The following is a 26,926-nucleotide window of genomic DNA, read 5'->3' on the forward strand; positions in this document are numbered from 1 at the left end:
CCGTCCCCCACCCGCGGGCCGCCGCGCACGCGGAAACGCCGATCCGCTGATCCCGCGATCCGCCGATCCCGCCGTGCGCGTCGGCCCCGGCGGCCGGTGTCAGGGGACGAAGACGCTCCTGTTGCCCTGAGGCCGGTGGGTCTCTCCCGGTTCGATCAGCCGCTCGACCCGCCCCGAGCAGTCGTCCCCGGACCACAGCGCGACGACCGAGTCCGTGTGGTTCGACACCACGGGCGGGGCGAAGTCGCCCAGCGGGTAGCAGCCGCCCGGGTCGAGGTGGGCCGCGCCGTCGATGACCAGGAGCCCGTGGGCCGCGTGGGCGGTGCCGGGCACCGAGAGCGCGAGCGCCGCGGCCGCCGCCACGGCTCCTGCCGCCGTCGCCGTACGTCGCATCATGCAGACACCTCTTCCAGACCGGCCCGTTCGGGGCACGTACGATGTCGCCGGTCTAGCGCGCCCGGCCGGGCCGCGCCAGCCCGCGCGCCCCGCGTCACCCGACCGGGCGCAATGATTCACCGGCGCAGGGCACGGCCCCGTCGGAAAGAACGCCGGACCCGCCCGCGTTAGGCTCGGAGAAGGCCGAGAAGGGGATGGTGCGGATGTGTCGCTGGCTGGCCTACATGGGGTCGCCGATGTTGCTGGACGCCCTGCTCTACCAACCGGAGCACTCGCTGATCAACCAGAGCCTGCACGCCCGGATGGGCGTCGAATCGACCAACGGCGACGGTTTCGGCATCGGCTGGTACGGCACGGACGGGGACGGCACCCCCGCTATCTTCCGGGACATCGGGCCCGCCTGGAACAACCGCAATCTGCGCGAGCTCTCCGCGCACGTCCGCTCCCCGCTGTTCTTCGCGCACGTGCGGGCCTCGACCGGTTCGGCGATCCAGCAGACCAACTGCCACCCCTTCCGGCACGGTCGCTGGCTGTGGATGCACAACGGGGCGATCGCGGACTTCCAGCGGCTCCAGCGTGACCTGTGCATGGCGGTCGACCCGGCGCTGTTCCCGTCGATCGAGGGCTCCACCGACTCCGAGGTGATGTTCTACCTGGCCGTCACGTTCGGCCTCGACCAGGACGTGCCGGGCGCGGTGGCCCGGATGGCCGGCCTGGTGGAGCGGCTGGGCAAGGAGCACGGAGTACCCGAACCCCTGCAGATGACGGTGGCGGTCAGCGACGGCGAGCGGGTGTGGGCCTTCCGGTACTCCAGCCAGGGGCGGTCCCGGTCGCTGTTCTACAGCAGCAGGGCCGAGACCGTACGGCACCTCTACCCGGAGGTGGACTACCTCCAGGAGGTCTCCGACGACACCCGGATCGTGGTGTCCGAACCCCTGGGGGACCTTCCCGGCGTGTGGAACGAGCTGCCCGAGGCGAGCTATACGGTGATCCCGTCCGGGCCGGACGGGGACTACCTGCCGTTCATCCCGGAGCACGCCTAGGAGGCGGCGCCATCGCCCACCGGATCGTGCGCGTCACGGCGTGCCCGGACAGGCGTACGCAGGCCGCCCCCGGGCCGGTCGCGGGCTCCAGCCCCAGCATGGCGGGCGCCCACGGGGGCAGGAGGGCGACCGCGTTCGCGGCGAGCAGGGCGTACGGGGCCCGGGCGGGCAGCGGCAGCGGCGGGTGGCGCAGGATGAAGCGCGCCGCGTCGAGGGCCTCGGGCGTGGCCCGCAGCTCCGGCCGGTACTCCCCCAGCAGTGATGTCAGCCCGGCCCGGTCCAGGGGCGGGTCCGCCACTCCGAGGGCCTTCGCCACCCGCGCGGTGTCCGCGACGTAGGCGTCGCAGGCTGCCGCGTCCAAGGGGTGCGCGCCGAACCGCTGGTGCGCCCGCAGGAAGCTGTCGACCTCGGCCGCGTGCACCCACCCCAGCAGGTGGGGGTCGCCCGCGTGGTACGGCTCCCCCGCCGCGGTGGTGCCGCGTACCCGCTCGTGCACCGCGCGGACCCGGTCCACGGCGAGCTGCGCGTCCTGCGCGGTGCCGTAGGTGGTGACGGCCAGGAAGGTACTGGTGCGCTGGAGCCGTCCCCACGGATCGCCGCGGAAGCCGGAGTGCGCCGCGACGGCCGCCATGGCGAGCGGGTGCAGGGACTGGAGCAGGAGCGCGCTCAGGCCGCCGATGAACATCGAGGCGTCGCCGTGCACCCTGCGGATGGGCCGTTCGGGGCCGAACCAGCGGGGCCCGGGAGCGGTGTGGATGCGGGCCCGGTTGGCCGGGCCCGACGGGCCGGCCACCCGGCTGAAGAGCGTCGAGCCGAGCCGCTCCCGCAGGTTCCGGCCTCCGGCCGCGGGCTTGTCCATGCTTGTGTCCTGCCCAGCGGACGCGCGCTTCACCGCGGGGCGCGGGCGCCGGATCGGCCGGCGCCGTCCACGGGGCCCGTCACCTGCCCGTCGGGTGTCCGCGGCGCGGTCAGGTGGCTCCCGGTCGTCTGCCAGCGCCGCGGCGCCGGCGGTATCCCGTCCCGGCCCCGGTGACGGACGCCGTCCGCGTCAGGCGCCCACGAGGCGCCGGACGTTCTCGACGCTGCCGCAGTCGGCCGCCAGCAGCCTCTTGCGCTCCCGCAGGAACGCCGCACCCAGCTCGACCCTGCGGTCGTCGGGAACACCCTCCCGGGCGCCGTTGAGGATCGTCCGCTCCTCCTCGTCGAGGTGGTGGGAGACCGCCTTGACCAGGTCCTCCAGCCGCGCGTCCCACTCGTCGGAGCCCACCTCGGAGACTTCGAGCAGGGCCAGCAGCGCCTTGTTCCCCTCGGTGTGCTCCTCGCTCCCGTGCTCCACCTCTTCGTTGTCCACGTCCTTGAACCGCTTCAGCGCGCCGTAGACCTCGGCCTCCTCGGCCTCGCCGTGCGCGACGAGCAGGGCGGAGAACTCCGCGAGGGCGCCCGCCCGGTCCGCCTCCACGCTCCGCATGCGGCGGAACAGGTCCTCCATGGTCCGGTGGTCGTCGAGGATCAGCGCGACGACATCGCCCTGCTGCTGCTTGTCCGCGGCCATGCCACGTCCTTCCTGTGCCTGGTGATCCGGTCACCCGGCGCGTGCTCGGTGACGACGCGTTCAAACCCTGCGGTCACCACCGGTCACGCGCGGCGGCGTGCGGGTTTGTGGTGCGGAGGGGCGGGCAGCCGCGTGAACGAATACGAAGAGCCCCCGGACGGAGGCCAGGATGTCAACCAACGCACTGATAGCCGTGATCGTGGTGGCGGCGGTCGTGGTGCTCGCCCTCACCGCACTGCTGTGGATGCTGGCGCGCCGACGCCACCTGCGCGAGCGGTTCGGTCCGGAGTACGAGCGCACGGTCGAGCAGGAGGGCGGCAGGAAGGCCGCCGAGCGGGACCTGCGCGCCCGTGAGCAGCGGCACGACGGCCTCGACATCAAGGAGCTGTCGGCCGAGCGCCGACACCAGTACGCGCAGGAGTGGAACGGGGTCCAGCAGCAGTTCGTCGATCGGCCGGAGGCTTCGGTCGTCGAGGCGGACGAGCTCGTGACCCGGCTGATGGGCGAGCGCGGCTACCCCACCGACGGGTACAGCGGACAGGTCCGCGACCTGTCCGTGGAGCACGGACGCACGCTCGAACAGTACCGGGCCGCCCATGACGTCAAGGTGCGCAGCGGCGAGGACCAGGTGACGACCGAGGAGCTCCGCGGGGCGATGGTGCACTACCGCGCCCTGTTCGAGGAGCTGCTCTCCGACCAGAGGAGCCGATGACATGCACACCCCCGAAGAGAACGCGGACCGTACGTCCGAGCCGGCCCTGACCACGCAGGACCTGGCCCGTCCGGCGCCGTCGGGCGGCGGGCACGCGTCCGCCCGCCCGGACGAGGCCGTGGGCGAACCCGCCGCCTACCCCGACGACACCGCCCGTGAATCGGCGGCCTACCCGGACGGGACCGCGGCCGGCGAGACGGCCTCCGTCCCGGACGAAGGCGCACGCGGGCCGGCCGTCTATCCGGGCGAGGCCACCCGCGACGAGGACTACCGCCCCGAGGACACCGGGACGGGCCGCGCGGCCGACGGCTCCCCGGCCGACGGCGCCGACGGTGACGGCCGGCCGGGCGCCGGGCGGGAGGCCACCACCGACTCCGAGCCGCTCCTCGGCGCGGCGCAGGCGGAGGGCTACCGCACCACGTGGAGCGAGATCCAGGGGCGGTTCGTGGACGACCCGCGGGAGGCGGTCCGGTCGGCGGACACCCTGGTGGCCGAGGTGATGCAGGCCTTCGCCGGCACCCTGTCCGAGCACAGGAACGGGTTGGAGAAGCAGTGGGACCGCGGTGAGCAGGTGGCCACGGAGGACCTGAGGCTGGCGCTCCAGGCCTACCGCTCGCTCATCAACCGGCTGCTCAACACCTGAGCCGCTGAGCCGTCGAGTCGGACGGACAAGGCGGGCCGGACGGGCCGACGCGTCGCACGGCGACGGGTCGGCCCGTCCGGCATCTGCCCGTCACGCCCCGGGCGGTGCGGCGGGCGCCGCGTCGGGCGGTACGTGTACGTCCAGGACGCAGATGTCATCGCGGTGGCCCGGCCGCAGCGCCGCGAGGGAACGGCCGAGCGTGTCGCCGAGGCCGTCCCGCAGCAGCCCGGCCGCGGATGCGGCCAGCCGGGCGAGCCCGTCGTCGATGTCCTCGCCCGGCTCCTCGACCAGGCCGTCCGTGTAGAGCAGCAGGTGGTCCCCCGGCAGCAGGTCGATCACTGCCTGGCCGTACGCGGAGTCGAAGACGGCGCCGAGGAGCCTGCCCCCGGGCTGCGGCAGGAAGGTGGCCTCGCCGCCGCGGACGAGCAGGGGCGGCAGGTGGCCGGCCCGCACCCAGACCAGTCGGCGGTCCCAGGGCTGGTAGCGGGCCATGACCATGGTGGCGGTGGCCCCGGCCGGCTCCGAAGAGGTGTGCAGCAGGAGGTGGTTGAGTCGGCTCAGGACCTCCGGCAGAGGCGATCCGGTGACGGTCATCCCCTTCGTGGTGAACCGCAGCTGGGCCATGGTCCCGACCGCGGCCAGGCCGTGTCCGGCGACGTCCCCGACGACGAAGAGCGCGCTGCGGTCCGGGAGTTCGATGGCGCTGTACCAGTCTCCGCCCACGTTCACACCGCTGTCGGCCGGCACGTAGGCGACGTCGACGCGCAGACCGGCCAGTTCCAGTGACTGTTCGGGGATCGGCAGCAGGGTGTCCTGGAGCCGGGCGGCGAGCGCGTGTTCCGCCTGGAGCATGCCGCGCTGGACGAGGTTGGCGCGCTCGCTGGCGAGCAGGGCCAGTTCGGTGCCGCGCTGTTCGGTCAGGTCCTGGAAGAAGCCCTGCACCTCGACGGGTACGCCGTCGCTGTCCACCTGTGCTTCGGCGACGATCCGCAGGTGCCGTATCCCGTGCGCGGTGCCGATGCGGAACGGCTGGTCGACGGCCTCTCCCGCGACCAGCAGCCGTTCGACGGCCGCCAGCAGGCCCGGACGGTCCTCCGGCACCGGATGGCGGGGCAGTTCCCCGAGCCCGACGGGTCCGAGGGCCGGGTCGCGGTCGAAGACGGCGTACACCTGGTCGGACCAGCTGACGGTGCCCGCCGTGAGGTTCCACCCGGCCCAGCCGAGGTTGCCGAGCCGCTGCATGTCGGCCAGTCGGCGCGCCTCGCGCTCGCCGGTGTCGTGGCGCACCCACGAGACGACGAGCGCGTCCCCCAGGCGGGTGGCGCGGACCGAGTGGACGGACCGCTCCGGGAGGTCGGCGGCGGCCCCCTCCCGGGGGGTGGATGGTTCCCCCTCGTACGCCGTGCCGGTGGTCAGGGCGTCCAGGTACCCCTCCCAGAGCGCACTGCCGGCCACGGCGGGATAGGTCTCCAGGACGTGTCGGCCCACGAGCTCCTTGCCGCGGCGCCCGGCCGCGTCGACCGCGCCGGGCGTCGCCGCGTCGATGCGGAAGTCCGCCACCTCCCCCGTCTGCGTGCGCACCGGGGTGAGCAGGACGGCGGCGCCGGGCAGTGCGTCGAGGATTCGCTGGACGGCGTCCACGGCCGCGCGGCCCGCGCCGGTCCCGGAGGCGGGGCGCGCGGGGCGCAGGGCGGGGCGGCACATCCGTACCGCACGCTCCAGCAGCCGCCGGGTGGGCGGCTCGAAGGTGCCCCGACAGGTGCGCAGGAAGCCGACGACGGCACGGGCCGAACCGTCGCCCTCGGCGGGGAGCCAGGCGCGCGAGGCCCACCGGTCGGGCGGACCGCCGACGGGCGGGTGCGGGTCGGCGTCCTGCTCCGGTTCCTCCAGCCACCGGGCGCGGCCGTCCTGGACGGCCCGCCGGGCCGCGCCCCCGCGCATCGGCGGGACGTGGCGCCACCGGTCGGCCAGTGCCTCGTCGATGCCCGCGTGGCCGACCAGTTCCAGGCCCCCGCCGGAGAGGGCCGCGTAGACGATCACGGCGTCCACCCCCGCCTCTCGGCCCAGGACGGCCCGCAGGAGCTTCGCCGCGTCGTCGGGGCCCCGCACGGTGGCGAGGCCCGCGGCCAGCCCGGCCAGCGCGGCGCGCCGTGCGGCGTCGCGGCCGCCGGTACGGGGCGGCGCCGACGGGTCGCGCCGCCCCCGGGCCCCGCCGGGTGCGGCCGGCATCACCGCGAGGGGCGGGCAGGGCAGCGGGGGCCGGCGCACGCCGGTCCGGCCCAGCGTGATCCAGCACTCCTCCAGGAGGGTCCGGCCGCGCCGGGCGGCGTTCTCCATCAAGGTGTCGTAGGCCGCGTCGGCCGACACGCCCGTCCGGGCCATCAGGACGCCTTTGGCGCGCTCCACGACGGCGGTGGTCGCGACGACGCCCTCCAGGTCCGCAATCTCGGACCGCAGCCTGGCGACGACCCCGGACAGTGCGAGCGCCTCTGGCACGGGGCCGTCGCCAGGGCGGGCGGCGTCGCTCTTCACCTTTCGAGCATGCCACGCGGCACGGGAGGCGGCCGGGGGAAGGCGTCCGCGGCGGCGCGGGCGGCGGTTTGCCGTGCGTCGGCGTGGGCACACGGTGGTGCATGTCCGAATTGACGGGGTCGAAGGCGGGGACGGTCACCACGAAGGTTCCGGCGCGGCTGGACCGGTTGCCGTGGTCCCGGTGGCATTGGATGATCGTGATCGGGCTGGGGACCGTCTGGGTCCTCGACGGGCTCGAAGTCACCATCGTCGGGAACATCGCGAGCCGGCTCTCCGAGGACGGCAGCGGCCTGTCGATCACCGACGCCCAGGTCACCGGTGTGGCCGCCGCCCTCTACGTGGCGGGCGCCTGCTCGGGAGCGCTGTTCTTCGGCCGGCTGACCGACCTCTTCGGCCGCAAGAAGCTGTTCATGATCACGCTCGGCGTCTACCTGGCGGCCACGGCGCTCACCGCCGTGTCCTTCTCCCCCTGGTGGTTCTTCCTCTTCCGCTTCCTCACCGGTTTCGGCATCGGCGGTGAGTACGCGGCCATCAACTCCGCGATCGACGAGCTGATCCCCAGCAAGTACCGGGGCCGCGTCGACCTGATCATCAACGGCAGCTTCTGGCTCGGTGCGGTGGCGGGCGCGCTGCTCTCGGTCGTCGCCCTGGACACCGACATCTTCCCGGCGTGGCTGGGCTGGCGGCTGACCTTCGCCCTGGGCGTCGTGCTCGGCCTGGTCATCCTGCTCGTCCGGCGCCACGTCCCCGAGAGCCCCCGCTGGATGTTCATCCACGGCCGGGCCGAGGAGGCGGAGGAGCTCGTCTCGGACGTCGAACGGCAGGTGGAGGCGGAGAAGGGCCGTCCGCTGCCCGAGGTGGACGAGGCCATCACCGTGCAGCAGCACCACAGCATCGGCTTCGGCGAGATCGCGAAGACGGTCTTCCGGTCGTACCCGCGCCGGGCCGTCCTCGGCCTGTCCCTCTTCGTCGGGCAGGCCTTCCTCTACAACGCGATCACCTTCGGCTTCGGCTCCATCCTGGTGCGGTTCTTCGACGTCTCCAGCGGCGTGACCGGCTACTACTTCGCCGTCATCGCCTTCGGCAACTTCCTCGGCCCACTGCTGCTGGGCCGCATGTTCGACACCGTGGGCCGCCGGCCGATGATCTCCGGCACGTACATCCTGTCTGGGCTGCTGCTCTTCGGGACCGCCTGGCTCTTCGGCGCCGGACAGCTCACCGCCCTGACCATGACCGCCTGTTGGTGCGTGGTGCTCTTCTTCGCCTCCGCCGGAGCCAGTTCGGCATACCTGACGGTCAGTGAGATCTTCCCGATGGAGACCCGTGCGATGGCGATCGCCTTCTTCTACGCGATCGGCACGGCTGCGGGCGGCATCTCGGGCCCGCTGATCTTCGCCAGCCTCACCTCCAGCGGCGTGGTCTCCGACGCGGTGCTGGCGTTCTGCATCGGGGCCTCGCTGATGGTCGCGGCCGGGGTGGTGGCCGTGTTCTACGCGGTCGCCGCAGAGGGCCGCTCCCTGGAGGAGCTCGCCACCCCGCTGTCGGCCCGCCCCCACCCCGACTCCCCCGCCTCCTGACGGCCGGGCAGCCTCGCCCGCTACGCGGCCAGTCGTCCGGGCGGGGCCCCCGCCTGGGTCATACTGCGTTCGCGCGGCACAGTGACTCCCACAGACGAGCAGGGTGAACATGTTCGAACCGGTACGGGGCAATCCCTATCCCGACAGCCACGTCCAGGGCGACGGCCCCGCCCCCCACCCGCTGCTGGAGCCGGTCCTGCCGCTGCTCGGCCGCTGGCACGGCCGCGGGCAGGGCCAGTACCCCACCCTCGACCAGAACTTCCGGTACGAGCAGGAGGTCGACTTCAGCCACGACGGCCGTCCGTTCCTCCACTACGAGGCCCGCGCGTGGCTGATCGACGCCGCCGGGGCCCCGGTCCGCCCGGCGAGCCGGGAGACCGGCTGGTGGCGCGTGACGCCGGACGCCTCGCTGGAAGTCGTACTGGCGCACCCGACCGGCATCGTCGAGACGTACGTCGGCCGGGTGTCGGGCACCGGCTTCGAGATCGAGACCAGGGCCGTGGCCCTCACCCCGCTGGCCAAGGAGGTCACCGGCACCCGGCGCCACTACTCCCTGGACGCCGGGGAGCTGACCGTGGTCCACGACATGGCGGCGGTCGGCCAGCCCCTGCAGCACCATCTGACGACGCGCCTGCGCCGTCGTCCGTCCTGATCACCGGGGCGCCCGGTCCGGTGGTCGGGAGCCCGCTCCGCGTGGCGTAGAGTGAGGTCTACCGACGCGGGGTGGAGCAGCTCGGTAGCTCGCTGGGCTCATAACCCAGAGGTCGCAGGTTCAAATCCTGTCCCCGCTACTGCACGGTGTGGCCCGAGTCTGCGGACTCGGGCCACACCTGTTTCCGGCGGTTTGCGCCGTTCGAGCCGGACATTTCGCTCGGACGGGTATCCGTGCTGCTCGCAGGGGGTGAAAGCGGGGTGCGGCTCGTTCCCGCCTCCGGCTCGGCGGCGTTGGACACGGCGTGAGCACATCGAGCACCGCCCCGATACTGTCCCGAGCTCCCTCGATACCGGCCCGTCCCGGCCCGCCCGTCCCGGCCCGCCCGCTCCGCGCGATCCCGCTCCGGGCGGCACCCTCCCGGCGGGGGCGTCATGACGTTCGCGCTGCTGACCTGTACGCCCATGGTCGCCGCGGTCCTCCTGCTGCTGTGGGAGCCCCGGGCCCCCCCGGCACCGCCGAACCGCCCGTCCGGCCCGGCGGCCCGCGCGCCGCCGGACCCTGATCCGCTGCCACCTGGCACCCCCGCTGCTGAGCGCCCTGACGTAGGGCCGGCCGGGGTGGGTCCGCGGCCCGGTCGCGGGTCCACCCCTCAGGGCCGACTGGGTGTGCGGCTCAGGAACTCCAGCCGCTGCCGGGCCAGCCGCAGGTGCCGCGGGTCGAGCGAGGGCAGGAGGCCCAGCAGCCGGATGAGTTCGGGGCCGGCGTCCAGGGCGGCGGCCGGGTCCTTGAGCTGGGTCCAGCAGTAGAGGGCGCCCGCCGCGGCGGTCCGGACCTCGACGGCGTCCGGCGGCTGGCGGGCGAGCCGGGCCCGGCCGGCGTTGGTCCACAGCTGTGTCGCGAGGCGGAAGTCGCCCGCCATCCGGGCGAGGTCGGCGCGGATCTCCTCCCACTCGGTCGCCTCCCGCGAGGCGTACCCGGAGTTCTGCAGCACGTACTGCTCCCACGCCTGGGCGAGCGTGGCCGCCTCCAGGTGGCGGCCGGCGGTGGCCAGGGAGTGGATGTGGGGCCGCGGGTCCGGGCCCGCGGCGGCCGCGGCCGGTGGGGACGCCGCGATCGGGTGGGGACCCCGTACCGGCTCCTGCCTCCCGCCGGGCGCCGCCGCGGAGCGCGTGCCCTCGGGGACGTGGCCCGCCGGCGCGGGCTCCTCGCCCGACCCGGAGGAGGCATCCGGGAGGGGCGACGCTCCTGCCTGTACGGCGAGTTCCCTGGCGGTGGGCAGGACGAGGGACCCCGGGGGCAGGGCCGCCGCCCCCACCGTGAGGGCGTGCAGCCGGAGGTTGTCCGGGCGGCGGGTGCTGCGGCGGAGCTGGTCGACCCAGTGCCGCGTGTAGCCGCTGACGACGTTGCCGCCTCCGGCGAATCCGGGCGGCGAGACCACCCCGTACACCTCGGCGGACGGGGAGGCGGGCAGGCTGCCGTACTCCCGGAGCAGCGGCCAGGCGACCTTGTCGGCCGCGAGGTCGAGCAGCACGGTGGTGAACCCGGCGGGACGGCCGCGCAGTTCGGCACCGAGCCACTCCCAGGGCAGGGCCGTGTAGCGGACGGAGCCGGCCGTCGTCCCCGCCAGGGCGAGGTGGAGCCGGCCGCCCCGGCGGTCGACCGTGAGCCTGCCCGACAGGTAGACGAACAGCGGGCCGGGCGTGGCGGCGGCCGTGCGAAGGCGCATCAGCACGGTGTTGGGATCCCGGGCGCCGTCCAGGTACGTGGTGTCGCTCGGGATGTCGCTGCCCAGCAGCAGCGGTGCGGGCACCACCCCGAGGGCTGCCAGGTTCGCGCTCGGAGCGACCTGTACGGTGCGGCGGCGGACGGCGGCGTCCCCCGCTATGAGGAGCACGTGCCCCCGCTGCTGCTGCTCCGGCCCTCTGGTGTGCATGAGCAGACCGTACCGACTCCGCGCGGGTGCCGACGGCCCCGGCGCCCGCCGGAGCGGGGCCCGCCGGCCGCTCGCTCCCCGTCCGCTGCCGCGACGCCCCGTGACGCCGCGGCAGCGGCCACCCCGTCGACGGGGGCCGGGAGTTGACGGTGCCCGGAGGTCCTCCGTCAGCGGGGCGCGGTGTCGTCGGCGGGGAACCGGGGGCCGTGGCCGGGCACGATCACGTCCGCGGCGGCCAGGACCCGGAGCCGGGACGTCCGCTGGACGGCGTGGTCGGGGGCCACGGGGTCCTCGACCGGGCCGTTCGGCCGCCACCAGAGGTCGCCGACGAACGCCACGACCCCGTCCGCCGTGCCGGCCAGCAGGGTGATGTCCTCGGGACTGTGTCCGGGGGTGCGGATCAGCCGCAGGGACGAGGAGAGTTCGTACCCCTCCGCGTCGCGGTCGGTCCACTGGTCGTCCTGGTAGACGGCCTTGTGGTCGTGGACGCGGGCCCGGCCGAAGAGCCCGACGTTCATGGTGTTGTCCGGGTGGTGGTGGCTCAGGACCACATCGGTGATGTCGTCCGGGCCGAGGCCCAGTTCGGCGAGCGGGCCCAGAATCCGGTCCCGGCCGGCCACCATGCCGGGGTCCACGATCACGCGGCGCTCCCCGTCCGCGACGTAGGAGACGGTGGCGGCGACCCCGGGGCCGGTGGAGAGGGTGTAGCCGGTGGTCAGGATCGTGTACACGGCGCTGCGGCCGAGCGGGGCGTCTGTCATGCCCCGATTCTCGGGGCGGGGCCGCCGCCCCACGAGTGGCCGCACTGCCACCGATCGCAGGAATCGTGCCAGACGCTCCGCGCATGCCACACTGCCCCGCATGCCGCCGTTCCCGACCGTCGCCGCCTACGCCCCGCCCGGTGTGGGCATGCTCGGCGCCGCCATCGTCTCCGAGGTCTTCGACGCGCGCGGCCAGGACCTGCCCCGCTTCGACTTCGCCCTGTGCACCGAACGGCCGGGTCGGGTCCGCAGCGACGTCGGCCTGCCGCTCGTCGTGGAGCACGGCCTGGACCGCCTGGCAACGGCCGATCTGGTGATCGCGCTGCCCTGGACGGAGTTCCGTACGCCGCCCGGACCCGCCGTGCTCGACGCGCTGGCCGGCGCGCACCGGCGGGGCGCGCTGGTCGCGGGCCAGTGCGTCGGCAGCTTCGCGCTCGCGGCGGCCGGGCTGCTCGACGGACGGCGCGCGACCACCCACTGGCGGTTCGCGCCCCTGCTCGCCGAACGGTTCCCCGGCGTCACGGTCGAGCCCGGCGCCCTGTACGTCGACGAGGGCCGGATCGTGACGGGCGCGGGAGCCGCCGCGGGCTTCGACCTCTGCCTGCACCTGCTGCGCCGGGAGTACGGCGCCTCGACCGCCAACACCATCGCCCGCGACCTGGTGCTGCCCTCGCACCGCGACGGCGGCCAGGCCCAGTACCTGGCGGCCCCCGTCCCGGAGGCCTGCGAGGACGACCGCCTCGCCGAGGTGCTCGCCTGGGCCGGGGCGCACCTCCAGGAACCGCTGCCCGTCGCCGAATTGGCCCGCCGCGCGCTCATGAGCCGGCGTACCTTCGCCCGCCGGTTCGCGGCCTCGACCGGCACCACCCCGCACGCCTGGCTGCTCGGCCTGCGGCTCAGCCGTGCCGAGGAGCTGCTGGAGACCAGCGACCTGCCGGTGGAGGAGGTCGCCCGCCTGGTCGGTTTCGGGAGCGCGGCCGTACTGCGCACGCAGTTCGTCCGGCGCCGGGGAGTTCCGCCCCGCTCCTACCGGCGCTCCTTCAGCAGGTCGGTGGGCGGCGGCGGGGCGTAGCCTCGCTGGCGCGGTGACCGCGGAGTGCGGGCTGCCTGTTCTCGTGCCCGCCGGTGCCGTTGCGCATACGACCAGGTCACTGCGGTCATCAGGGCGGGGATGGCGAACAGCGGGGCGAAGGCGAGCCACCAGACGGTCAGTGCCGTGTTGCCCGTCAGGTACGTCTGGCTCTCGACGGTGAGGGCGACCACGAGTTGCCACAGCGCCAGCAGGACCAGGACGCCCGAGGCGGTCCATGCCAGCGTGGCGAGCGTCCGGGGGCGCAGCGGCTGCCGGCGCTCGCTGACGAGCAGCAGCGGGAACAGGGCCGCCAACTCGGCAAGGACGGAGAGGCCGACGACGTACGCGACGCCCCATCCCGGGATGTCGAAGGCATCGCGCAACACCTGCTCGCTGTAGCCCACAGGGACACCGGAGGCCATGGCGATGCGCCACAGACCGGACGGGACTGCGCAGAGGGCTATGGCGTGGGCGGTTCGGCGAGCCCAGACAGGCGCGGGCGCCACGGTGGGGAGGGGGGCTTCGGCTGTCGTCATGACGTCCATGGTGGCTCGGGTACGACAGCTGCACATCGTCCGCTACGGCGGACCGCCTCCTCCTGCGGGGGTACGGTCCTCCCGCTGAGGGAGGACCCGAGGAAGCCCCCGTCACCGTCACCGTCACGGTTCGGGTGGCGGCCCGTTCGGTCAGGCGGTGCTGTCCTCCGCCCGGGTGTGCGCGACCAGGGCGTTGGCGTGGCCGTGACCCAGGCCGTACTCGCTCTTGAGCCAGCCGACGATCTCCATGTGCCCCGTCAACGGCGAGGCGCGGATGAGCTCCTGCCAGTGCGCGATCGGACGGCCGTACTTCTTCTCGATCGAAGGGAAGTAGCTGGCAGGGCCCTTCACCGGCTCGCTCATGTCGTGGTGTCCCGTCTGCTGGTCGTGTGGCGTGCCGCCCCCGGAGGGCGGGACTGTCACCTCTATGACCTCCGCCGTCCGCAGAAGTCATCGGTCCGGCGGGAGGTTTCCGGAACCGGCGCCGCCCCGGCGCCGGAAATGTGCTGGACAACCGCCCCGGGCCCGGTCGATAGTGCCGCCCATGGCTTCTCTAGTACGACACCTGACCATCGACTGCTCCGACGCCCACCGGCTGGGGCGGTTCTGGGCCGACGTGCTCGACGGTTCCCTCGCCGACGACGACTTCCCCGGTGACCCGGAGGCCACGGTCACGGCGCCCGGCTCCACGCTGCTGTTCGTCACCGTCCCCGACGCGAAGACCGTGAAGAACCGGGTGCACGTGGACCTCCAGCCACAGGACCGCTCGCGCGACGAGGAGGTCGAGCGCGTCCTCGCCTTGGGCGCCACCGTCGTCGCCGATCACCGCAGGGCCGACGGGACCGGCTGGGTGACCCTGGCCGACCCCGAGGGCAACGAGTTCTGCGTGGAGCGCAGCGCCGCCGAACGGAAGCAGTAGAAGCGGGGGGCGGTGCGCGGCCGGGCTTCCGGGCGGCGGGCCGCGAGGCACGACCGGCCCCTCGGTCGCCGCCGGGCGCAGCAGGCGCCGCACGCGGCTCCTAGCCGAGGGACACCTTGCAGGCGGTCACCGCGGTCCCGTCGGTCACACCGCTCTTGGTCAGGCCGGACACGCACTCCGCGTGGTTTCCGCTCAGCCCGGTGTGACACGCCGTCCGGACGGACTCCGGGGCCTCCCCGCCCTGGAGCTCGCGTTCGACTTGGTTGATGCAGGCCGTGACGTCCGCGTGGGCGGCCGGGGCCGTGAGGGCCGCCCCGCCGAGGGCGAGGGTCAGGCCGGTGAGGGCACCTGCGATACGGGTCGACGTGCGCATGGGACGCACCTGCTCTCCTGGTTCGTCGCGCGGCCCGGGACGAGGTGTGCCGGCTCCGCGTGGGACGGCGCCGAGCTCTCGGGGGACGTACGGCCACCTGGCCCGGGCCCCGCGCCGGACCGGCTCGGCAGGACTTTCCCCTCCCTCCTTCGACGCTAGAGCAGCCCCCCACCGCGCGCACTCCCTGGGGACCAGCACATCGCCGATCGACTCGCCGCCCGGACCGCACGACCCGCACCGGCCCTGATGTGGGCGACCGCCGCCCTGGGGCCCGTCTCGGCGTTGGCGGACGCCCACTGTGCAGCTGTCCGGCGGACGCTCTCGGGCGAGCGGGTCACGGGTTGGAGTGCGTTAAGTTCAGCCCTATGAACGTCACCCCCATGAACTCGTCGGCGCAGGTGTACGACAGGGAGTTCCGCGTGCGGGGACTACGTGAACAGGGCTGGGGCCGGGGGCTCTTGGCTGTGGCCGTGTTCATCTGGCTGTGGCTGGGCTACCTGCTCGTCTTCCCTTTCAGCGCGGACCAGGGCTCGAACCGCAAGCCCGTCGCGTGCGAGTCTCGCGCCTTCCACCAGGACGGGAACTACGCCCTGTCCTACGCCACGGCCGCGGGAGAGCGCTGCGACGCCGAACGGGACTGGGGCCCGATGGCCGCCGGCCTCCTCTTGTCCCTCCCCTTCGCCGTTCTCGGTTCCGGCTTGTACATGTCGGGCACCTCGACGGTCCGCACGGCCGCGTACGCCGCGGACATCGCCCGTCTGAACGCCACGTAGTGCGACGGCCCGCAGACGGACCACGGACGAGGGCCCGAAGAGGCCGGGCAGGACGCCCCGCGCCTTGAGAAGGCACTGGGTCCAGGCCGTTTCGTTTGGATCACCTGGCGGACCAGAGGAAGATGCCCGCGACGTGCAGTCCAGCCAAGTAGACAGTCGCTGTCTTCTCGTAGCGGGTGGCGATGCCTCGCCATTGCTTCAAGCGGTTGATGCAGCGTTCGACGGTGTTGCGCTGCTTGTACGCCTCGCGGTCGAAGGCCGGCGGCCTGCCGCCCCGGCTGCCGCGCCGCAGGCGGCGGCCGCGCTGGTCGGCGGGAACGGGGATGACCGCCCGGATCCCGCGCTTGCGCAGGTGCTCGCGGATCGCGCGGGAGGAGTACGCCTAATGGGAAGCGAAGGTCGGCGGTAGCTGACTTTCAGGGGCGCGAGCCGAGCCTTTGAGTATGCCCGGGCCTGAGAGCCCTGTTGACAAGACGAGGTTGGCTCGCGCCCAGCAGAGTGGGCACGAAGCGCTCAAGACTGCGTGCAGATCCGTCTGCGCGGTTATCGAAGTGGTCCGGTTGGAGCATGGGGGTCCGTCTGCGACTTCCGGGCGGTTTGCTGTTCGTTGTCCGAGCCGGTTGTGCGGATCACCTCTCAGTTCTGCCTTGAGCTTTCAGCTCTGACGCGGACCGAGGGCCGTATGACTCGCTGGGGTTGCGAACGGCTGGTGGGATGACGTGCCTTGAGCACTTCCATTAGGGAGCACGCGCACCCTGCACAGGTTCTGACCTGGGAAGAAAGTCGCCACGAAGGAGGGCCGGATGGAGATCACCGGGTTACCGACGCCCGTGTTCTGTGGGGTGGACTGGGCCGAAGACCACCACGACATTGCATTGGTCGATGCGACCGGAAAGCAACTCGTCAAGGTGCGGATCAGTGACGATGCTGCAGGGTTTGCCCAGCTCATGGCCCTGTTGGCCGAGCATGGCGACAGTGAGGACGCCCAGATCCCCGTGGCGATCGAGACGTCACGCGGACTGCTTGTCGCGTCCTTGCGGGCCACCGGCCGACCGGTCTTCGCGATCAACCCGCTGGCCGTCGCCCGCTACCGTGACCGCCACTCCGTCGCCCGCAAGAAGTCAGACGCCGTCGACGCCGCGGCCCTGGCCAACATCCTGAGAACCGACATGGCCGCCCACCGACGGCTGCCGACGGACTCCGAACTCGTCCAGACCATCGCCGTGCTCGCCCGGGCCCAACAGGACGCCGTCTGGGCCCGCGGCCAGGCCCACAACAAGCTTCGTTCCCAGCTCAGAGAGTTCTACCCAGCGATCCTCGCCGCCTTCGCCCCGCACAAGCACGGCCTGTGTTCAAGGGAAGCCCGGAGCATTCTGGCCGCGGCACCTACCCCCACCATGGCTGCGAAGCTGACACGGCGGCGCCTGCAGTCGTTGCTCAAGCAGGCTGGCCGGGTCCGCGGCATCCAGGCCGAAGCCGAACGGCTCCACGAGGTCTTCAAACGCGACTACCTGCACCAGCTCCCGCAGGTCGAGGAGGCTCTCGGGCATCAGACGTCCTCTCTCCTCAGGCAGCTGAACACCGCGTGCGACAACGCCGGCCAGCTCGAGGAAGCCGTCACGCAGGCCTTCGAGGAGCATCCGGACGCCCCAGTCATCCGGAGCTTTCCCGGTCTCGCCTCACTGACCGGCGCCCGGGTCCTCGCGGAGATCGGCGATGACCGGACCCGATTCAGCAACGCCGGATCCTTGAAGGCCTACGCGGGAAGCGCCCCGGTTACCCGGGCCAGCGGTAAGAGCTGCAAGGTCATGAGCCGGAAGGTCAAGAACCAGCGACTCGCCGCCGTCGGCTACGTCTGGGCCTTCGTCTCACTCACCAAATCACCAGGAGCCAGGGCCCACTACGACCGCCGACGAGCAGCCGGCGACCGTCACGTCGCCGCACAGCGGAACCTCTTCAACCGCTTCATGGGCATGCTGTTCCACTGCCTCCAGAACGATCACACCTACGACGAAGCAATCGCGTTCCCACAGTCCCCAGCCGGACATATCGCAGCGGCAGCTTGACGCTTATCCGCGTGGGATGTCTTGTCGGCCAGGACCATGTCCGGCCGGGTGCGGGGCCGTCCTCGCCGCCGGGGAACACAAAGGCGGGCCATGACGTGCGCGAAGGCGGGCGCGTCGCCTGCTTGTCCAGCGGTGAGATGGAAGGCCAGAGGCCGGCAGTGGGCATCGGACGCGAGATGGATCTTCGTGGTCAGCCCGCCGCGGGACCGGCCGATGGCGTGGTCTTCCGGTTCGCCGGTCGGGGCCCCTTTTTGCGGGCCCCGGCCGCATGCTGGTGTGCGCGCACGACGGTCGAGTCCACCGAGACGGCCCAGTTGAGGTCCTCCGCGGCGTCGGCCTGCGCGATGAGCGTAGTGAAGACCCGCTCCCAGGTGCCGTCGACGGCCCACATCCGCAGCCGGTTGTACACCCCTCGTCAGTTGCCGTACTTCTCGGGGAGGTGAACCCATTGCGATCCGGTCTGGAACTTCCACGCGATCGCGTCGATCACCTCACGGTGATCCCGCCACCGACCACCCCGCCTCGGCGTCCGATCCGGGAGCAACGGCTCGATCCGCGCCCACTGCGCGTCAGTCAACGGCACATCCAGACCAACGATCAGGCGATCGGAAGGGAGCGACTATGCGCTGGCCACGTCACCAGCCGGGCCAGCCGACTCCCACCAGTCGACCACGCGGACGGCCATTGCGTCCGGCCGCAGGCCCAGAGGGTCGAGACCGAAGTGATCTTCCAACTGGTGCCGCAGGAACTCACCGATCTCGGTCCGGCCGGCACCGAAACGGAGCCGCTGGAGCAGGGGAGCGAACATGCAGTCGTACTCGTCCTGCACATCGTCAGCGATGCCGATGGGATCCCACTCATTGAGCAGCCGGGGCGCCGGTTTCCTGTTGCGCATGCCGGGTCGCGGCGACGGCCAGGCTCGCCTCGATCCGCTCTAGGATCTGGACGGCCTCCGTCTGCCGTTCCTTGGGCAGCTGTCCGGCGGTGCATTCCTCCAGCTCCGCCCAGATCTCGTCGACCTGGTGGCGCAGGGCGAGGCTGGCCTCGGTGGGCTCGATGATGGTCGCCCGCTTGTCGGTGGGGCTGGGCCGGCGGCGAACGAAGCCAGCGTGTTCGAGCCGCTTGACGGTGCGGGTCATGGTGGCCGCGTCAGATCCGAGCAGCCGGACCAGGTCGATCTGGCGCTGCGGTCCGAGGTCCCACAGCTGCATCATCACCAGTTCCTGGCCGGGGTGGAGGCCGACCCGGCGCAGGAGCTGCCCGGCGAGCATGCGGTGCAGGCGGGCCACCCGGATGATCGCGTGGGCCATCGGCCCGGCCTGGACCGAGGGCGGCAGCGGCATGCGACCCGCCTCGGCAGCCTCAGGCCGGGAAGCCTCGGAGTCTGGGCCGATCATGTGATGCTGCACTCCTCCATGTAACTGCTCGAACATCTATCCCCGAGTCTACCGCCCTAGACCGGCCAGAGCCGAACGCCGTTTCAGGGCGAAATCGCCCCTCTTGAGTCGAGTCGTCGAGGCGGGAATGCCCAGGCAGATTTACTTGTTCGAGCAGGTACTGTGAATGTCAGCGGCCCTGCGAGGGGCACGCACGAACAAGGAACGACGACATGAACAAGGCTTTCTCCCCCTACGACCTGGCCGGCACGCGTCTGGCCAACCGCATCGTGATGGCGCCGATGACCCGCAGCCGCGCCTACGGGCCCGGCCAGTCAGCCACTGATTTGATGGCCACCTACTACGGTCAGCGCGCCGGTGCCGGTCTGATCGTCACCGAAGGTACCCAGCCGTCCGTGGTCGGTCAGGGCTATCCGAACACCCCGGGTATCCACTCCGAGGAGCAGATCGAGGCGTGGAAGAAGGTCACCGGCGCAGTTCACGAGCGCGGCGGGGTGATCTTCCTGCAGCTGATGCACACGGGGCGGGTGGGCCACCCGAGCCTGATGGGCCTGACGCCGGTCGGCCCCTCTGCGGTCAAGGCCGCGGGCCAGGTCTACACCAGCGAGGGCCCGCAGGACTTCGTCACCCCGCACGCGCTGACCGAGGCGGAGATCGCCCAGACCATCGCCGACTACGCCACCGCCGCCCGCAACGCGGTCGAGGCCGGTTTCGACGGCGTGGAGCTGCACGGGGCCAACGGCTACCTGATCCACCAGTTCCTCGCCCCGGACTCCAACACGCGTACCGACGGGTGGGGCGGCTCCCGGGACGGCCGCATCCGGTTCGCGGTGGAGACGGCGCAGGCAGTCGCCGAGGCGATCGGGCCGGAGCGGGTGGGCTTCCGCATGTCGCCTGGCAACCCCTTCAACGACATCTCCGAGGCCGACCAGGACGATGTGGAGCTCACCTACGCCGCTCTGGTCGAGGCGCTGGCTCCGTTGAACCTGGCCTACCTGCACCAGATGGAGTCCGCCGGGGCCCGCGGGCTGACGGTGCGGCTGCGCCGCCAGTGGCCGGGCACCTTCATCCTCAATCCGTTTACCGGCACCGAGCCCACCGGCCCCCAGGAGCTGGACCTGATCGAGGACGGCACCGCCGACCTGATCGCCTACGGCGCCCTGTTCCTGGCCAACCCCGACCTGCCCGAGCGCCTGGAACGTGGCGGCCCCTTCAACACCCCCGACCGGGCCACTACCTACGGCGGCGACGAGCGCGGCTACACCGACTACCCCGCCCTGCCCTGACCCGACACATCCAACCGGCACAACGAACGAAGGCACCCGCCATGAACGCTCGCCCCGACAGCTCGGCAGCTGCTACGAAGCCCATAATGCGGCTGAACGGCGCCGTCGACCGCACGACCCACATCCACACCCCCTCCTTGGACCAGCTGGACCTCGCGTCCAAGCGGGTGCTCGTCGTCGGCGGGACAGGCGGTCTGGGCCGGGCCGTGGCCCAGCAGGCCCTGGCCCTCGGCGCCGAGGTGACCGTGGTGGGACGGACCTTCCGCGACCGCGCCTCCGACCGGCTCACCTTCGTCCAGGCGGATCTGTCCTCGATGCGCGAGGCGGTCCGGCTGGGCAAGGAGCTTCCCGCCGAAACCTACGATGTCGCCTTCTTCTCGCTGGGGATCATGTCGGCCAAGACGCGCGAGGAGACCGCCGAGGGCATCGAGCGGGACCTGGCCGTCAGCTATCTCAGCCGCCTCGCGGTCCTGCAGGGTCTCAGCCCCAGGCTGGGAACCGGCCGCCCGGACAGCGCGCCGCAGCCGCGGGTGTTCATCATGGGAGCACCCGGGACCGGCAACATCGGCAATCTCGGCGACCTGAACTCCGAGCGGGGCTACAAAGCGTTCACCGCGCACATGACCACCGTCGCCGGCAACGAAGTCCTCGTACTCGCGGGTCACCGCAGGCTGCCCGGACCGGCGTACTTCGGTCTGAACCCCGGACTCATCAAAACCGATATCCGCTCCAACTTCCTCGGCGAGGGCAGCCTCCTGCACCGTCTGGCCGAAGTCGCGGTCGGCGTGGTTGGACCCTCCCCCCAGACCTACGCGGCCAGGATCGTCCCCCTGCTGTTCACCGACGACCTCAACGGTCGCACCGCCCTGATGTTCAACAACAAGGCCCAAGTGATCCTGCCGAGCGCCGGACTCGACACGGCCCACACCGAGCGCTTCCTGGACTCCTCGGAAGCACTCCTGCACCGCGCCACCCGCTGACCCAAGGAAATGTGAGCTGAACGCAGATGTCACGTGCCACCTTCATTGAACGCAAGACCGTCTTCGAGTGCTCGTTGGAGAGCCTGTGGGAGTTCTTCGCCGATCCACGCAACAACGCCAAGCCCGTGCCGCCCGGCGCTAGCTTCACGATCTTGACTGAGGCCGATCACATTTATCCCGGTCTGATCGTGGAACACCTGGACGGCATGGGTGACGGTAGCGAGATCTACGGGATGACCGAGGTGACCGTCGTCGACCCGTATAAATACTTCGTCGACATCCATCACTACGGAATGTTCAAGTTCTGGCACCACCAGCACCACTTCACCGCCGTGGACGACGGAGCCGAAATGCGCGACGTCATCCACTTCCAACCGAGCGAGCAATTCCCCGGCACGGTGCAGGACGCCAAGAACATGCTCGAGGGCCTGTTCAGCTTCCGCGACCAAACCGTTCGCGACCTGCTGACAGGGAAGTAGACGCCCGGACCGACCCGGCGACCACCCGCGCTGGAGCTCACCGGCGGCTGCGCTAGCGGCGCGACATTGGCCGGCAGAACAGGCCGCCCCAGCCTGACCCGGGCTGCTGCTCGTCGACACCGTCTCTCCCCCCGTCCCCGGCGGGACGGGCGGGCGCCGACGTGCGGGGTCAACCGCCGCGGCGGAACAGCCCGCGGAGCTTGCCCGGCTCCTGGTCGTGGTCGTGCGGCGCACCGCGTCCATCCGGGCCGCCTCTTCCACGGCACTGAGCGCCTCCCGCCCCGGCGTGCCTGCCGGGCTGGTCGCGTGTCCCGCTTGCGGCATCACCTACATCGCGACGGTGAAGCATGAGCCAGCCGTAGGTCCGCTCCACGGCCCGCCGCTTCGGTACGTCGTCGCTGTCAGGCGGCCGGCTGGGTGCGAAGCCGCTGCGCGTCCCGCACGAGCGTGTACAAAGCGCTGAGGAAGATCACGACTGCGCCCGCGAGCCAGAAGATCGAAGCGCCAGAGCGGTACTCACGAACGCCCGCAATGACCACTATCACGCTGGCCAGGACGCCGAAGGCCGAGATCAGAGCGCTGATGCGGTGAGTCACAGGGACATCATCAACGACAACCTCGGCCAGCGGAAGTGATCCAAACGAACCGGCCTAGAGGTCGATCCAGTACCGGCGCTTCGGGCCGATCAGGGTCTCCCTGACGTCCTCCAGCACGCCGCCGTTGCTCTCGATGGTGCGGATGGACGCGCTGTTGCTGGGGTCGCACGTCAGCAGCACCCGGTCCATCCCCAGGACCCGCGCCTCGTGCAGGACCCGGCCCAGGGCCCAGGTGGCCAGCCCGCGGCGGCGGGCCGAAGGCCGGACGCCGTAGCCGATGTGGCCGCCGGCGTCGAGCAGGAAGCCGTTCAGGTAGTGCCGCAGGTCGATGGCGCCCAGGTAGGTGTCGCCGTCGGCGATCCACCAGTACGTGGCGTGGACCCGTCCCTGCTCCACCGGCCGGGTGCGGTCCGCGTACGACTCCAGGCGCTCGACCCAGGCCGTGAAGCCCTCGCGGGTGTCCACGTCGTCGTCGGAGCCCAGGCCGGCCCCGTCCATGTGGGCCTCGTCCCCCCATTCCTCGCGCGCGGCGAGCCAGGAGGTGTACAGCCGCGGGGTGGGTGCGATCAGCTCAGGCATGTCCGGACGATAACAGTCGGATCATCCGACCCGGACCGGCCCCGCGGGAGCTCCGGCGGCGCGGGCGGCGCGGCGGCCGGCGGTCCTACCCGGCGGGGCCGGCCGGGGCCGGTGGGGCTCCCGCGGGGCCGGTCCGGGCCGGTGGGGCCGGGGTGGTGAGCCGGTCCTCGACCGCGTGGGCCGCGGCCATGCGGGTCAGGTCCGTGGCGAGCGAGTCGAGCCATGCCGTCGCGGTGAAGAAGAGCGGGGGTGCGTCGAGGGTGGCGTCCGAGGGCTTCGGCCCCTCCGCTCCCGTGCTGCCCCCGACGGGAGCCGGCGCGGCGCCCCGCCGGCCCTTCGGCACGTCGAAACGCGCCGCGGCCAGGCAGAAGCCCTCGGCCACCCAGGCTCCGTACGCCCGCAGCCGGGCGTCCGCCCGCCCGTCGGGCCGCGAGCCCTCGGCGGCGGCCCTGACCCGGCGGGCGCCCCACAGCACGTGGTGGCCCGCCATGAGCGCGCTCTGCCAGTCCGGGCCCGGTCCGGCGGGACGCTGGGCCTCCCCCTGGTACTGGGCGTACGCCGCTTCGGCCAGTACCAGCGCGTGCTGCACCGCAGGGCCGTCTCCGCCGGCGGAGCCCGTCGGCGCGACGCCCGCCGGCGCGACGCCCGCCGGCGCGACGCCCCCGCCCGCCGCACCCCCGCCCGCCCCGCCCGCGGTGACGCCACGAGTGGTGGCGGTGATCTGCTCCGCACACGCCCGCAGCAGCCGGGCCACCGCCCGGCCCACCTCGTCGTGGGCACCTCGCGGCCAGGCCAGCAGCCCGCAGACGAGGCCGATGACGCTGCCGACGAGCACGTCGAGGAAGCGGTACTCGGCGAGCTGCCAGCTGGTGGGTGCCAGCTGGGCGAAGGCGAGGGCCACGACGAGGGTGAACAGCCCCTGGGCCCAGCCCACGCCCCGCACCGGTCCGAGGAAGAAGGCGACGAGCATCACGGGCGGCAGCACGATCGCGTAGGTGAGCGTCGCCTCGCCGGCGAGGGCCAGGACGCCGCCGGCGGCCAGGGCGCCGACGGTGGTGCCGATCAGGGCGGCCCGTACGGTGGCGCGCGTCTGGACGGCGGTGGTCCGGGTCAGGCTGAGCACGGCGAGCATGGCCCAGAAGCCGTGGGGCAGGGTGTCCAGCCCGGCGACGGTGCGGGCGGCCGCGAGGGCGAGGCTGATGCGCACGGCGTTCTGGAAGTGGACGGACCGCGGTCCTGCGTGGCCCGCGAGCCGGACCCACCACAGCCGGACCGTGCTCGTGCGGGCGTACCAGAAGCGGCCCGGGTCCGCGTCCGGGAGGGCGCGGCGCCCCCGGACGGCGATGTCGGCGGCCGTGCCGAGCACCAGGGCCGCGTCCGCCACCTCCAGCAGCGCCGCGTGGCGGCGGCGGTCGGCCGGAGCGGGCGGCGGGAGGTCCGCGGTATCGGTCCGGTCGTGCAGGAGCGCGCGCGCCGCCCGCCCGGCCCCCTCGGCCGGCGGCCCGTCGGACAGCAGAGCGGCCGCTGCCCGCGCGGCCCGTTCCACGGACCGGATCAGGGCCAGGCCCGTGGGGTCAGGCAGCGCTCCGGGCAGCGGGCCGGGCAGGGCCCGCAGCCGGGCCAGCAGGGTCCGCGCGGCCAGGCCGGTGTGGGCCAGCGCCCGCTCCCGCACCCCGGGTGCGGCGGGGCGTTCGGCTTCCGGGACGTGCGACGGCCGCAGCGCCTCGGCGGCGGCCGCGGCCCGCTCCCCCACCGGGGCGGGCACGGCGTACGGCCGCTCCCGCAGTGCGGCCGCGCAGCGGGCCGCGGCGGTGGCGGCGTCGGCGGCCCGGTCCCGGTAGGAGGGGACGCGCGGGTCGGGCAGTACGTACGCCTCGGCCAGGATCAGCAGCACGATGCCCGCGACGGTGCCCGTGAGGCGGTCGCCGAGGGTGTCCGGGGCGTACGGGGGGAAGCAGGGCAGGATGTAGAGCAGCTGGAGGCCGGGGGCGGTGCCGGCCGGCCGGGGGCCGCAGACCGACGCGAAGGCCAGGCAGAAGCCGATGACGAGCATGCCGGCGACGGCGGCCCAGGTGCGTACGGCGAGGAAGGTGCCGACCACCACCAGTGCGACGGCCGGCGGCAGGACCCGGGCGACCTGGGCGGCGCGTTGGCGGCCGGTCCCCGGAATCCGGGAGAGCGCGGCCAGGGAGACGGCCGCGAAGAGCGCGTAGGTGGCGGCGCCCGGGCGGTCCAGACCGTAGCGGAACACGTAGAAGCCGGTACACGCCGCCAGGGTGACCCGGACCGCGCGCCGGGCCGTGGCCGGACGGATTCCGGTGCCGGTGCGCAGGGCAGCGGCGGCCCGGGACGGCGCGGACGGGCTCCGGGGGGCGTGCGCGCCGCCGTTGCCGTCGCCGGGTGCACCCGTCTTCGTGTCCGTGCGCCTGCCCATGCCGGTTCCGCCTGCTCGCTCGCGGTCCACGGTCCCAGGGTCCCACGCCGGGCAGGGACGGGCATGCGCGCGCGGCCGCGCGCGCTCCGACGCCCGGTCGTTCGCTCGTGCACACGAGAAGTGACCATCCCGTGCAGATGGTTCGAAGAGTGTGATCATTCCGAGGAGCTGACGAGGAGTTCCCTTTAAGAAACCTTGTTGAATATCGCTGACGGCCGAAGTGACCTTGAATCACCTCCGCGAATCGGTCAGGGTTTCGAACCAACCCCCGGAGATCTTGCAGCTCTTGAGGGTGCGTACGACAACGCTTTGACGCCCCACACGTCAACACGAGGAGAAACCCCTTCATGTCAACTCACAGGCATGCACGCACGCGTTCACGCGGAGTCCGGGTCCTGGCAGTCGTCACGGGCGCGGCCACCGCCGCCGGCGTGACCATGCTGGTCTCCCCCCTCGCAGGTGCGACGACTCCTGCGGAGGGAACGGTCCACGGCCTCGGCGCCCCCGGTGCGCTGAGCGGGAGTTACATCGTCATCCTCGACAAGTCGGCCGACAAGAAGGCGCTCGCCAAGAAGTACGGCGGCGAGGTGCGCCGCGAATACACGTCCGCGATCAACGGCTTCTCCGCGGACGGGCTTTCGGAGACCGCCGCCAAGCGGCTGGCCGCCGACCCGACCGTGGACAAGGTCGTCCAGAACAAGAAGTTCTCCATCAACACCACGCAGGAGAACCCGCCTTCCTGGGGCCTGGACCGCATCGACCAGGAGGCCACGGCCGGCGACAAGAAGTACACCTACCCCGACGCGGGCGGCGAGGGCGTCACCGCCTACGTCATCGACACCGGTGTGCGGATCAGCCACAAGGACTTCGGCGGCCGCGCCGAGCACGGCTTCGACGCCGTGGACAACGACCAGAGCGCCGACGACGGCAACGGCCACGGCACGCACGTCGCCGGGACCATCGCGGGCACCTCCCACGGGGTGGCCAAGAAGGCGAAGATCGTGGCCGTCCGGGTCCTCGACGACAACGGTTCGGGCACCACCGATCAGGTCGTGGCGGGCATCGACTGGGTGACGCAGAACCACAGCGGCCCCTCGGTGGCCAACATGAGCCTCGGCGGCGGGGCCGACGAGGCCCTCGACGAGGCGGTGCGCCGCGCCATAGCCTCCGGCGTCACCTTCGGCGTCGCGGCGGGCAACGAGTCCTCCGACGCCGGCCAGGGCTCGCCCTCGCGGGTCCCGGAGGCCGTGACGGTGGCCTCCAGCACGGTCGCCGACGCGCAGTCCTCCTTCTCCAACTTCGGTTCGGTCGTCGACCTCTACGCGCCCGGCTCGGACATCACCTCCGCCTGGAACGACAGCGACACCGGTACGAAGACCATCTCCGGCACCTCGATGGCGACCCCGCACGTGGTCGGGGCCGCGGCCGTCTACCTGGCCGCCCACAAGGGCGCCTCTCCCGCCGCGGTGGCACAGGCCCTGACCTCCGGCGCGAGCGCCGGGAAGATCACCAACCCGAGCAGCGGCACCCCCAACAAGCTGCTCAAGGTCTCCGCGGAGTAACGCCCGCCCCCTGCAGGCCGAGGCCGCCGCGCCCCCCCGCGGGGGGGGGGGCGGGGGGCGGGGGGGCGAG

The 26,926-nt window shown here is 72.6% G+C and carries 27 protein-coding genes, 1 tRNA gene and 2 pseudogenes; 14 read left to right on the forward strand and 16 right to left on the reverse strand.

Annotated features, from left to right (window positions below):
- Window positions 1–99: 99 nt before the first annotated feature.
- Window positions 100–396, reverse strand: coding sequence for a hypothetical protein (locus tag ACFWU6_RS13765; RefSeq protein ID WP_383803699.1), 297 nt, complete (start codon window positions 394–396; stop codon window positions 100–102).
- 203 nt (window positions 397–599) lie between these two features.
- Between ACFWU6_RS13765 and ACFWU6_RS13770 the strand changes: the two genes are divergently transcribed.
- Window positions 600–1,439 carry a class II glutamine amidotransferase gene (locus tag ACFWU6_RS13770; protein WP_383803760.1) on the forward strand — a complete coding sequence of 280 codons (840 nt, stop codon included), beginning with the start codon at window positions 600–602 and terminating at the stop codon, window positions 1,437–1,439.
- On the opposite strand, the gene ACFWU6_RS13775 is transcribed toward ACFWU6_RS13770, so the two are convergent.
- On the reverse strand, window positions 1,420–2,298 hold the full coding sequence (locus ACFWU6_RS13775; protein ID WP_383803698.1) for an oxygenase MpaB family protein: 879 nt from the start codon (window positions 2,296–2,298) through the stop codon (window positions 1,420–1,422). The genes ACFWU6_RS13770 and ACFWU6_RS13775 overlap by 20 nt on opposite strands.
- Before the next feature lie 189 nt (window positions 2,299–2,487).
- Window positions 2,488–2,991, reverse strand: coding sequence for a hemerythrin domain-containing protein (locus ACFWU6_RS13780; RefSeq protein ID WP_383803696.1), 504 nt, complete (start codon window positions 2,989–2,991; stop codon window positions 2,488–2,490).
- 169 nt (window positions 2,992–3,160) lie between these two features.
- On the opposite strand from ACFWU6_RS13780, the gene ACFWU6_RS13785 reads away from it, so the two are divergent.
- Window positions 3,161–3,703, forward strand: a complete 543-nt coding sequence (locus ACFWU6_RS13785; protein WP_383803694.1) for a hypothetical protein — start codon at window positions 3,161–3,163, stop codon at window positions 3,701–3,703.
- Window position 3,704: 1 nt separating this feature from the next.
- Window positions 3,705–4,346, forward strand: a complete 642-nt coding sequence (locus ACFWU6_RS13790; RefSeq protein WP_383803692.1) for a hypothetical protein — start codon at window positions 3,705–3,707, stop codon at window positions 4,344–4,346.
- A 90-nt stretch (window positions 4,347–4,436) separates the two neighbouring features.
- Here the strand turns inward: ACFWU6_RS13790 and ACFWU6_RS13795 are convergent, their stop codons facing one another.
- Complete coding sequence (locus ACFWU6_RS13795) at window positions 4,437–6,878, reverse strand: SpoIIE family protein phosphatase (protein WP_383980947.1); 2,442 nt, start codon at window positions 6,876–6,878, stop codon at window positions 4,437–4,439.
- 101 nt (window positions 6,879–6,979) lie between these two features.
- On the opposite strand from ACFWU6_RS13795, the gene ACFWU6_RS13800 reads away from it, so the two are divergent.
- The 3 genes from ACFWU6_RS13800 to ACFWU6_RS13810 all read left to right on the forward strand — a co-directional run bounded on the left by ACFWU6_RS13800 (window position 6,980) and on the right by ACFWU6_RS13810 (window position 9,246).
- Entirely contained in the window at window positions 6,980–8,455 is a 1,476-nt protein-coding gene (locus tag ACFWU6_RS13800) for an MFS transporter (protein WP_383980949.1), read from the forward strand.
- Between the two features lie 109 nt (window positions 8,456–8,564).
- Window positions 8,565–9,107 (forward strand): FABP family protein, encoded by a 543-nt coding sequence (locus tag ACFWU6_RS13805; RefSeq protein WP_383980995.1) that lies wholly within the window; start codon window positions 8,565–8,567, stop codon window positions 9,105–9,107.
- A gap of 65 nt (window positions 9,108–9,172) precedes the next feature.
- A tRNA-Met gene (locus ACFWU6_RS13810) sits at window positions 9,173–9,246 on the forward strand.
- Between the two features lie 513 nt (window positions 9,247–9,759).
- Here ACFWU6_RS13810 and ACFWU6_RS13815 read toward each other — a convergent pair.
- Both ACFWU6_RS13815 and ACFWU6_RS13820 read right to left on the reverse strand, forming a co-directional pair.
- On the reverse strand, window positions 9,760–11,043 hold the full coding sequence (locus ACFWU6_RS13815) for a hypothetical protein (RefSeq protein ID WP_383980951.1): 1,284 nt from the start codon (window positions 11,041–11,043) through the stop codon (window positions 9,760–9,762).
- A 167-nt stretch (window positions 11,044–11,210) separates the two neighbouring features.
- The gene (locus ACFWU6_RS13820) at window positions 11,211–11,804 is read right to left on the reverse strand and encodes an MBL fold metallo-hydrolase (protein ID WP_383803683.1); all 594 of its coding nucleotides are present in this window, start codon (window positions 11,802–11,804) and stop codon (window positions 11,211–11,213) included.
- 100 nt (window positions 11,805–11,904) lie between these two features.
- Here ACFWU6_RS13820 and ACFWU6_RS13825 point away from each other — a divergent pair, with 100 nt between their 5' ends.
- Window positions 11,905–12,876, forward strand: coding sequence for a GlxA family transcriptional regulator (locus ACFWU6_RS13825; protein ID WP_383980953.1), 972 nt, complete (start codon window positions 11,905–11,907; stop codon window positions 12,874–12,876).
- Here ACFWU6_RS13825 and ACFWU6_RS13830 read toward each other — a convergent pair.
- Entirely contained in the window at window positions 12,831–13,412 is a 582-nt protein-coding gene (locus ACFWU6_RS13830) for a hypothetical protein (RefSeq protein ID WP_383980955.1), read from the reverse strand. The two genes, ACFWU6_RS13825 and ACFWU6_RS13830, sit on opposite strands and share 46 nt — an antisense overlap.
- Before the next feature lie 150 nt (window positions 13,413–13,562).
- On the reverse strand, window positions 13,563–13,775 hold the full coding sequence (locus ACFWU6_RS13835; RefSeq protein WP_383980957.1) for a DUF4287 domain-containing protein: 213 nt from the start codon (window positions 13,773–13,775) through the stop codon (window positions 13,563–13,565).
- Between the two features lie 181 nt (window positions 13,776–13,956).
- On the opposite strand from ACFWU6_RS13835, the gene ACFWU6_RS13840 reads away from it, so the two are divergent.
- On the forward strand, window positions 13,957–14,331 hold the full coding sequence (locus ACFWU6_RS13840) for a VOC family protein (protein WP_383803675.1): 375 nt from the start codon (window positions 13,957–13,959) through the stop codon (window positions 14,329–14,331).
- A gap of 100 nt (window positions 14,332–14,431) precedes the next feature.
- Here ACFWU6_RS13840 and ACFWU6_RS13845 read toward each other — a convergent pair whose 3' ends face one another.
- On the reverse strand, window positions 14,432–14,704 hold the full coding sequence (locus ACFWU6_RS13845; RefSeq protein WP_383980959.1) for a hypothetical protein: 273 nt from the start codon (window positions 14,702–14,704) through the stop codon (window positions 14,432–14,434).
- A 365-nt stretch (window positions 14,705–15,069) separates the two neighbouring features.
- Between ACFWU6_RS13845 and ACFWU6_RS13850 the strand changes: the two genes are divergently transcribed.
- The gene (locus tag ACFWU6_RS13850) at window positions 15,070–15,477 is read left to right on the forward strand and encodes a hypothetical protein (RefSeq protein ID WP_383803672.1); all 408 of its coding nucleotides are present in this window, start codon (window positions 15,070–15,072) and stop codon (window positions 15,475–15,477) included.
- Window positions 15,478–15,577: 100 nt separating this feature from the next.
- Here ACFWU6_RS13850 and ACFWU6_RS13855 read toward each other — a convergent pair.
- Window positions 15,578–15,859 (reverse strand): annotated as a pseudogene (locus ACFWU6_RS13855) (transposase); the annotation flags it as partial.
- A gap of 421 nt (window positions 15,860–16,280) precedes the next feature.
- On the opposite strand from ACFWU6_RS13855, the gene ACFWU6_RS13860 reads away from it, so the two are divergent.
- Complete coding sequence (locus ACFWU6_RS13860) at window positions 16,281–17,543, forward strand: IS110 family transposase (RefSeq protein ID WP_383980961.1); 1,263 nt, start codon at window positions 16,281–16,283, stop codon at window positions 17,541–17,543.
- Between the two features lie 20 nt (window positions 17,544–17,563).
- Here ACFWU6_RS13860 and ACFWU6_RS13865 read toward each other — a convergent pair.
- The 3 genes and pseudogenes from ACFWU6_RS13865 to ACFWU6_RS13875 form a co-directional block, all read right to left on the reverse strand.
- A pseudogene (locus ACFWU6_RS13865) lies at window positions 17,564–18,132 on the reverse strand (IS5 family transposase); the annotation flags it as partial.
- Window positions 18,133–18,162: 30 nt separating this feature from the next.
- Window positions 18,163–18,351 carry a hypothetical protein gene (locus ACFWU6_RS13870; protein WP_383980963.1) on the reverse strand — a complete coding sequence of 63 codons (189 nt, stop codon included), beginning with the start codon at window positions 18,349–18,351 and terminating at the stop codon, window positions 18,163–18,165.
- A 49-nt stretch (window positions 18,352–18,400) separates the two neighbouring features.
- A complete protein-coding gene (locus ACFWU6_RS13875; protein ID WP_383803669.1) occupies window positions 18,401–18,886 on the reverse strand; it encodes a MarR family winged helix-turn-helix transcriptional regulator in 486 nt (161 codons plus the stop codon).
- 266 nt (window positions 18,887–19,152) lie between these two features.
- Between ACFWU6_RS13875 and ACFWU6_RS13880 the strand changes: the two genes are divergently transcribed.
- The 3 genes from ACFWU6_RS13880 to ACFWU6_RS13890 all read left to right on the forward strand — a co-directional run bounded on the left by ACFWU6_RS13880 (window position 19,153) and on the right by ACFWU6_RS13890 (window position 21,685).
- Window positions 19,153–20,226 (forward strand): alkene reductase, encoded by a 1,074-nt coding sequence (locus tag ACFWU6_RS13880; protein ID WP_383803667.1) that lies wholly within the window; start codon window positions 19,153–19,155, stop codon window positions 20,224–20,226.
- 86 nt (window positions 20,227–20,312) lie between these two features.
- Window positions 20,313–21,206: an SDR family NAD(P)-dependent oxidoreductase gene (locus tag ACFWU6_RS13885; RefSeq protein WP_383980964.1), complete on the forward strand. Its 894-nt coding sequence runs from the start codon at window positions 20,313–20,315 to the stop codon at window positions 21,204–21,206.
- 26 nt (window positions 21,207–21,232) lie between these two features.
- Window positions 21,233–21,685 carry a hypothetical protein gene (locus ACFWU6_RS13890; RefSeq protein WP_383980966.1) on the forward strand — a complete coding sequence of 151 codons (453 nt, stop codon included), beginning with the start codon at window positions 21,233–21,235 and terminating at the stop codon, window positions 21,683–21,685.
- A 401-nt stretch (window positions 21,686–22,086) separates the two neighbouring features.
- Here ACFWU6_RS13890 and ACFWU6_RS13895 read toward each other — a convergent pair whose 3' ends face one another.
- The 3 genes from ACFWU6_RS13895 to ACFWU6_RS13905 form a co-directional block, all read right to left on the reverse strand.
- Window positions 22,087–22,281, reverse strand: a complete 195-nt coding sequence (locus ACFWU6_RS13895) for a hypothetical protein (protein WP_383803661.1) — start codon at window positions 22,279–22,281, stop codon at window positions 22,087–22,089.
- Window positions 22,282–22,335: 54 nt separating this feature from the next.
- The gene (locus ACFWU6_RS13900) at window positions 22,336–22,860 is read right to left on the reverse strand and encodes a GNAT family N-acetyltransferase (protein WP_383980968.1); all 525 of its coding nucleotides are present in this window, start codon (window positions 22,858–22,860) and stop codon (window positions 22,336–22,338) included.
- Between the two features lie 85 nt (window positions 22,861–22,945).
- Window positions 22,946–25,324 (reverse strand): FUSC family protein, encoded by a 2,379-nt coding sequence (locus ACFWU6_RS13905; protein ID WP_383980970.1) that lies wholly within the window; start codon window positions 25,322–25,324, stop codon window positions 22,946–22,948.
- Window positions 25,325–25,641: 317 nt separating this feature from the next.
- Here ACFWU6_RS13905 and ACFWU6_RS13910 point away from each other — a divergent pair, with 317 nt between their 5' ends.
- Window positions 25,642–26,856, forward strand: coding sequence for a S8 family serine peptidase (locus ACFWU6_RS13910; RefSeq protein ID WP_383980972.1), 1,215 nt, complete (start codon window positions 25,642–25,644; stop codon window positions 26,854–26,856).
- The last annotated feature ends 70 nt before the right edge of the window (window positions 26,857–26,926 follow it).

The sequence above is a fragment of the Streptomyces sp. NPDC058674 genome, from assembly GCF_042716505.1.
GTDB lineage: Bacteria > Actinomycetota > Actinomycetes > Streptomycetales > Streptomycetaceae > Streptomyces.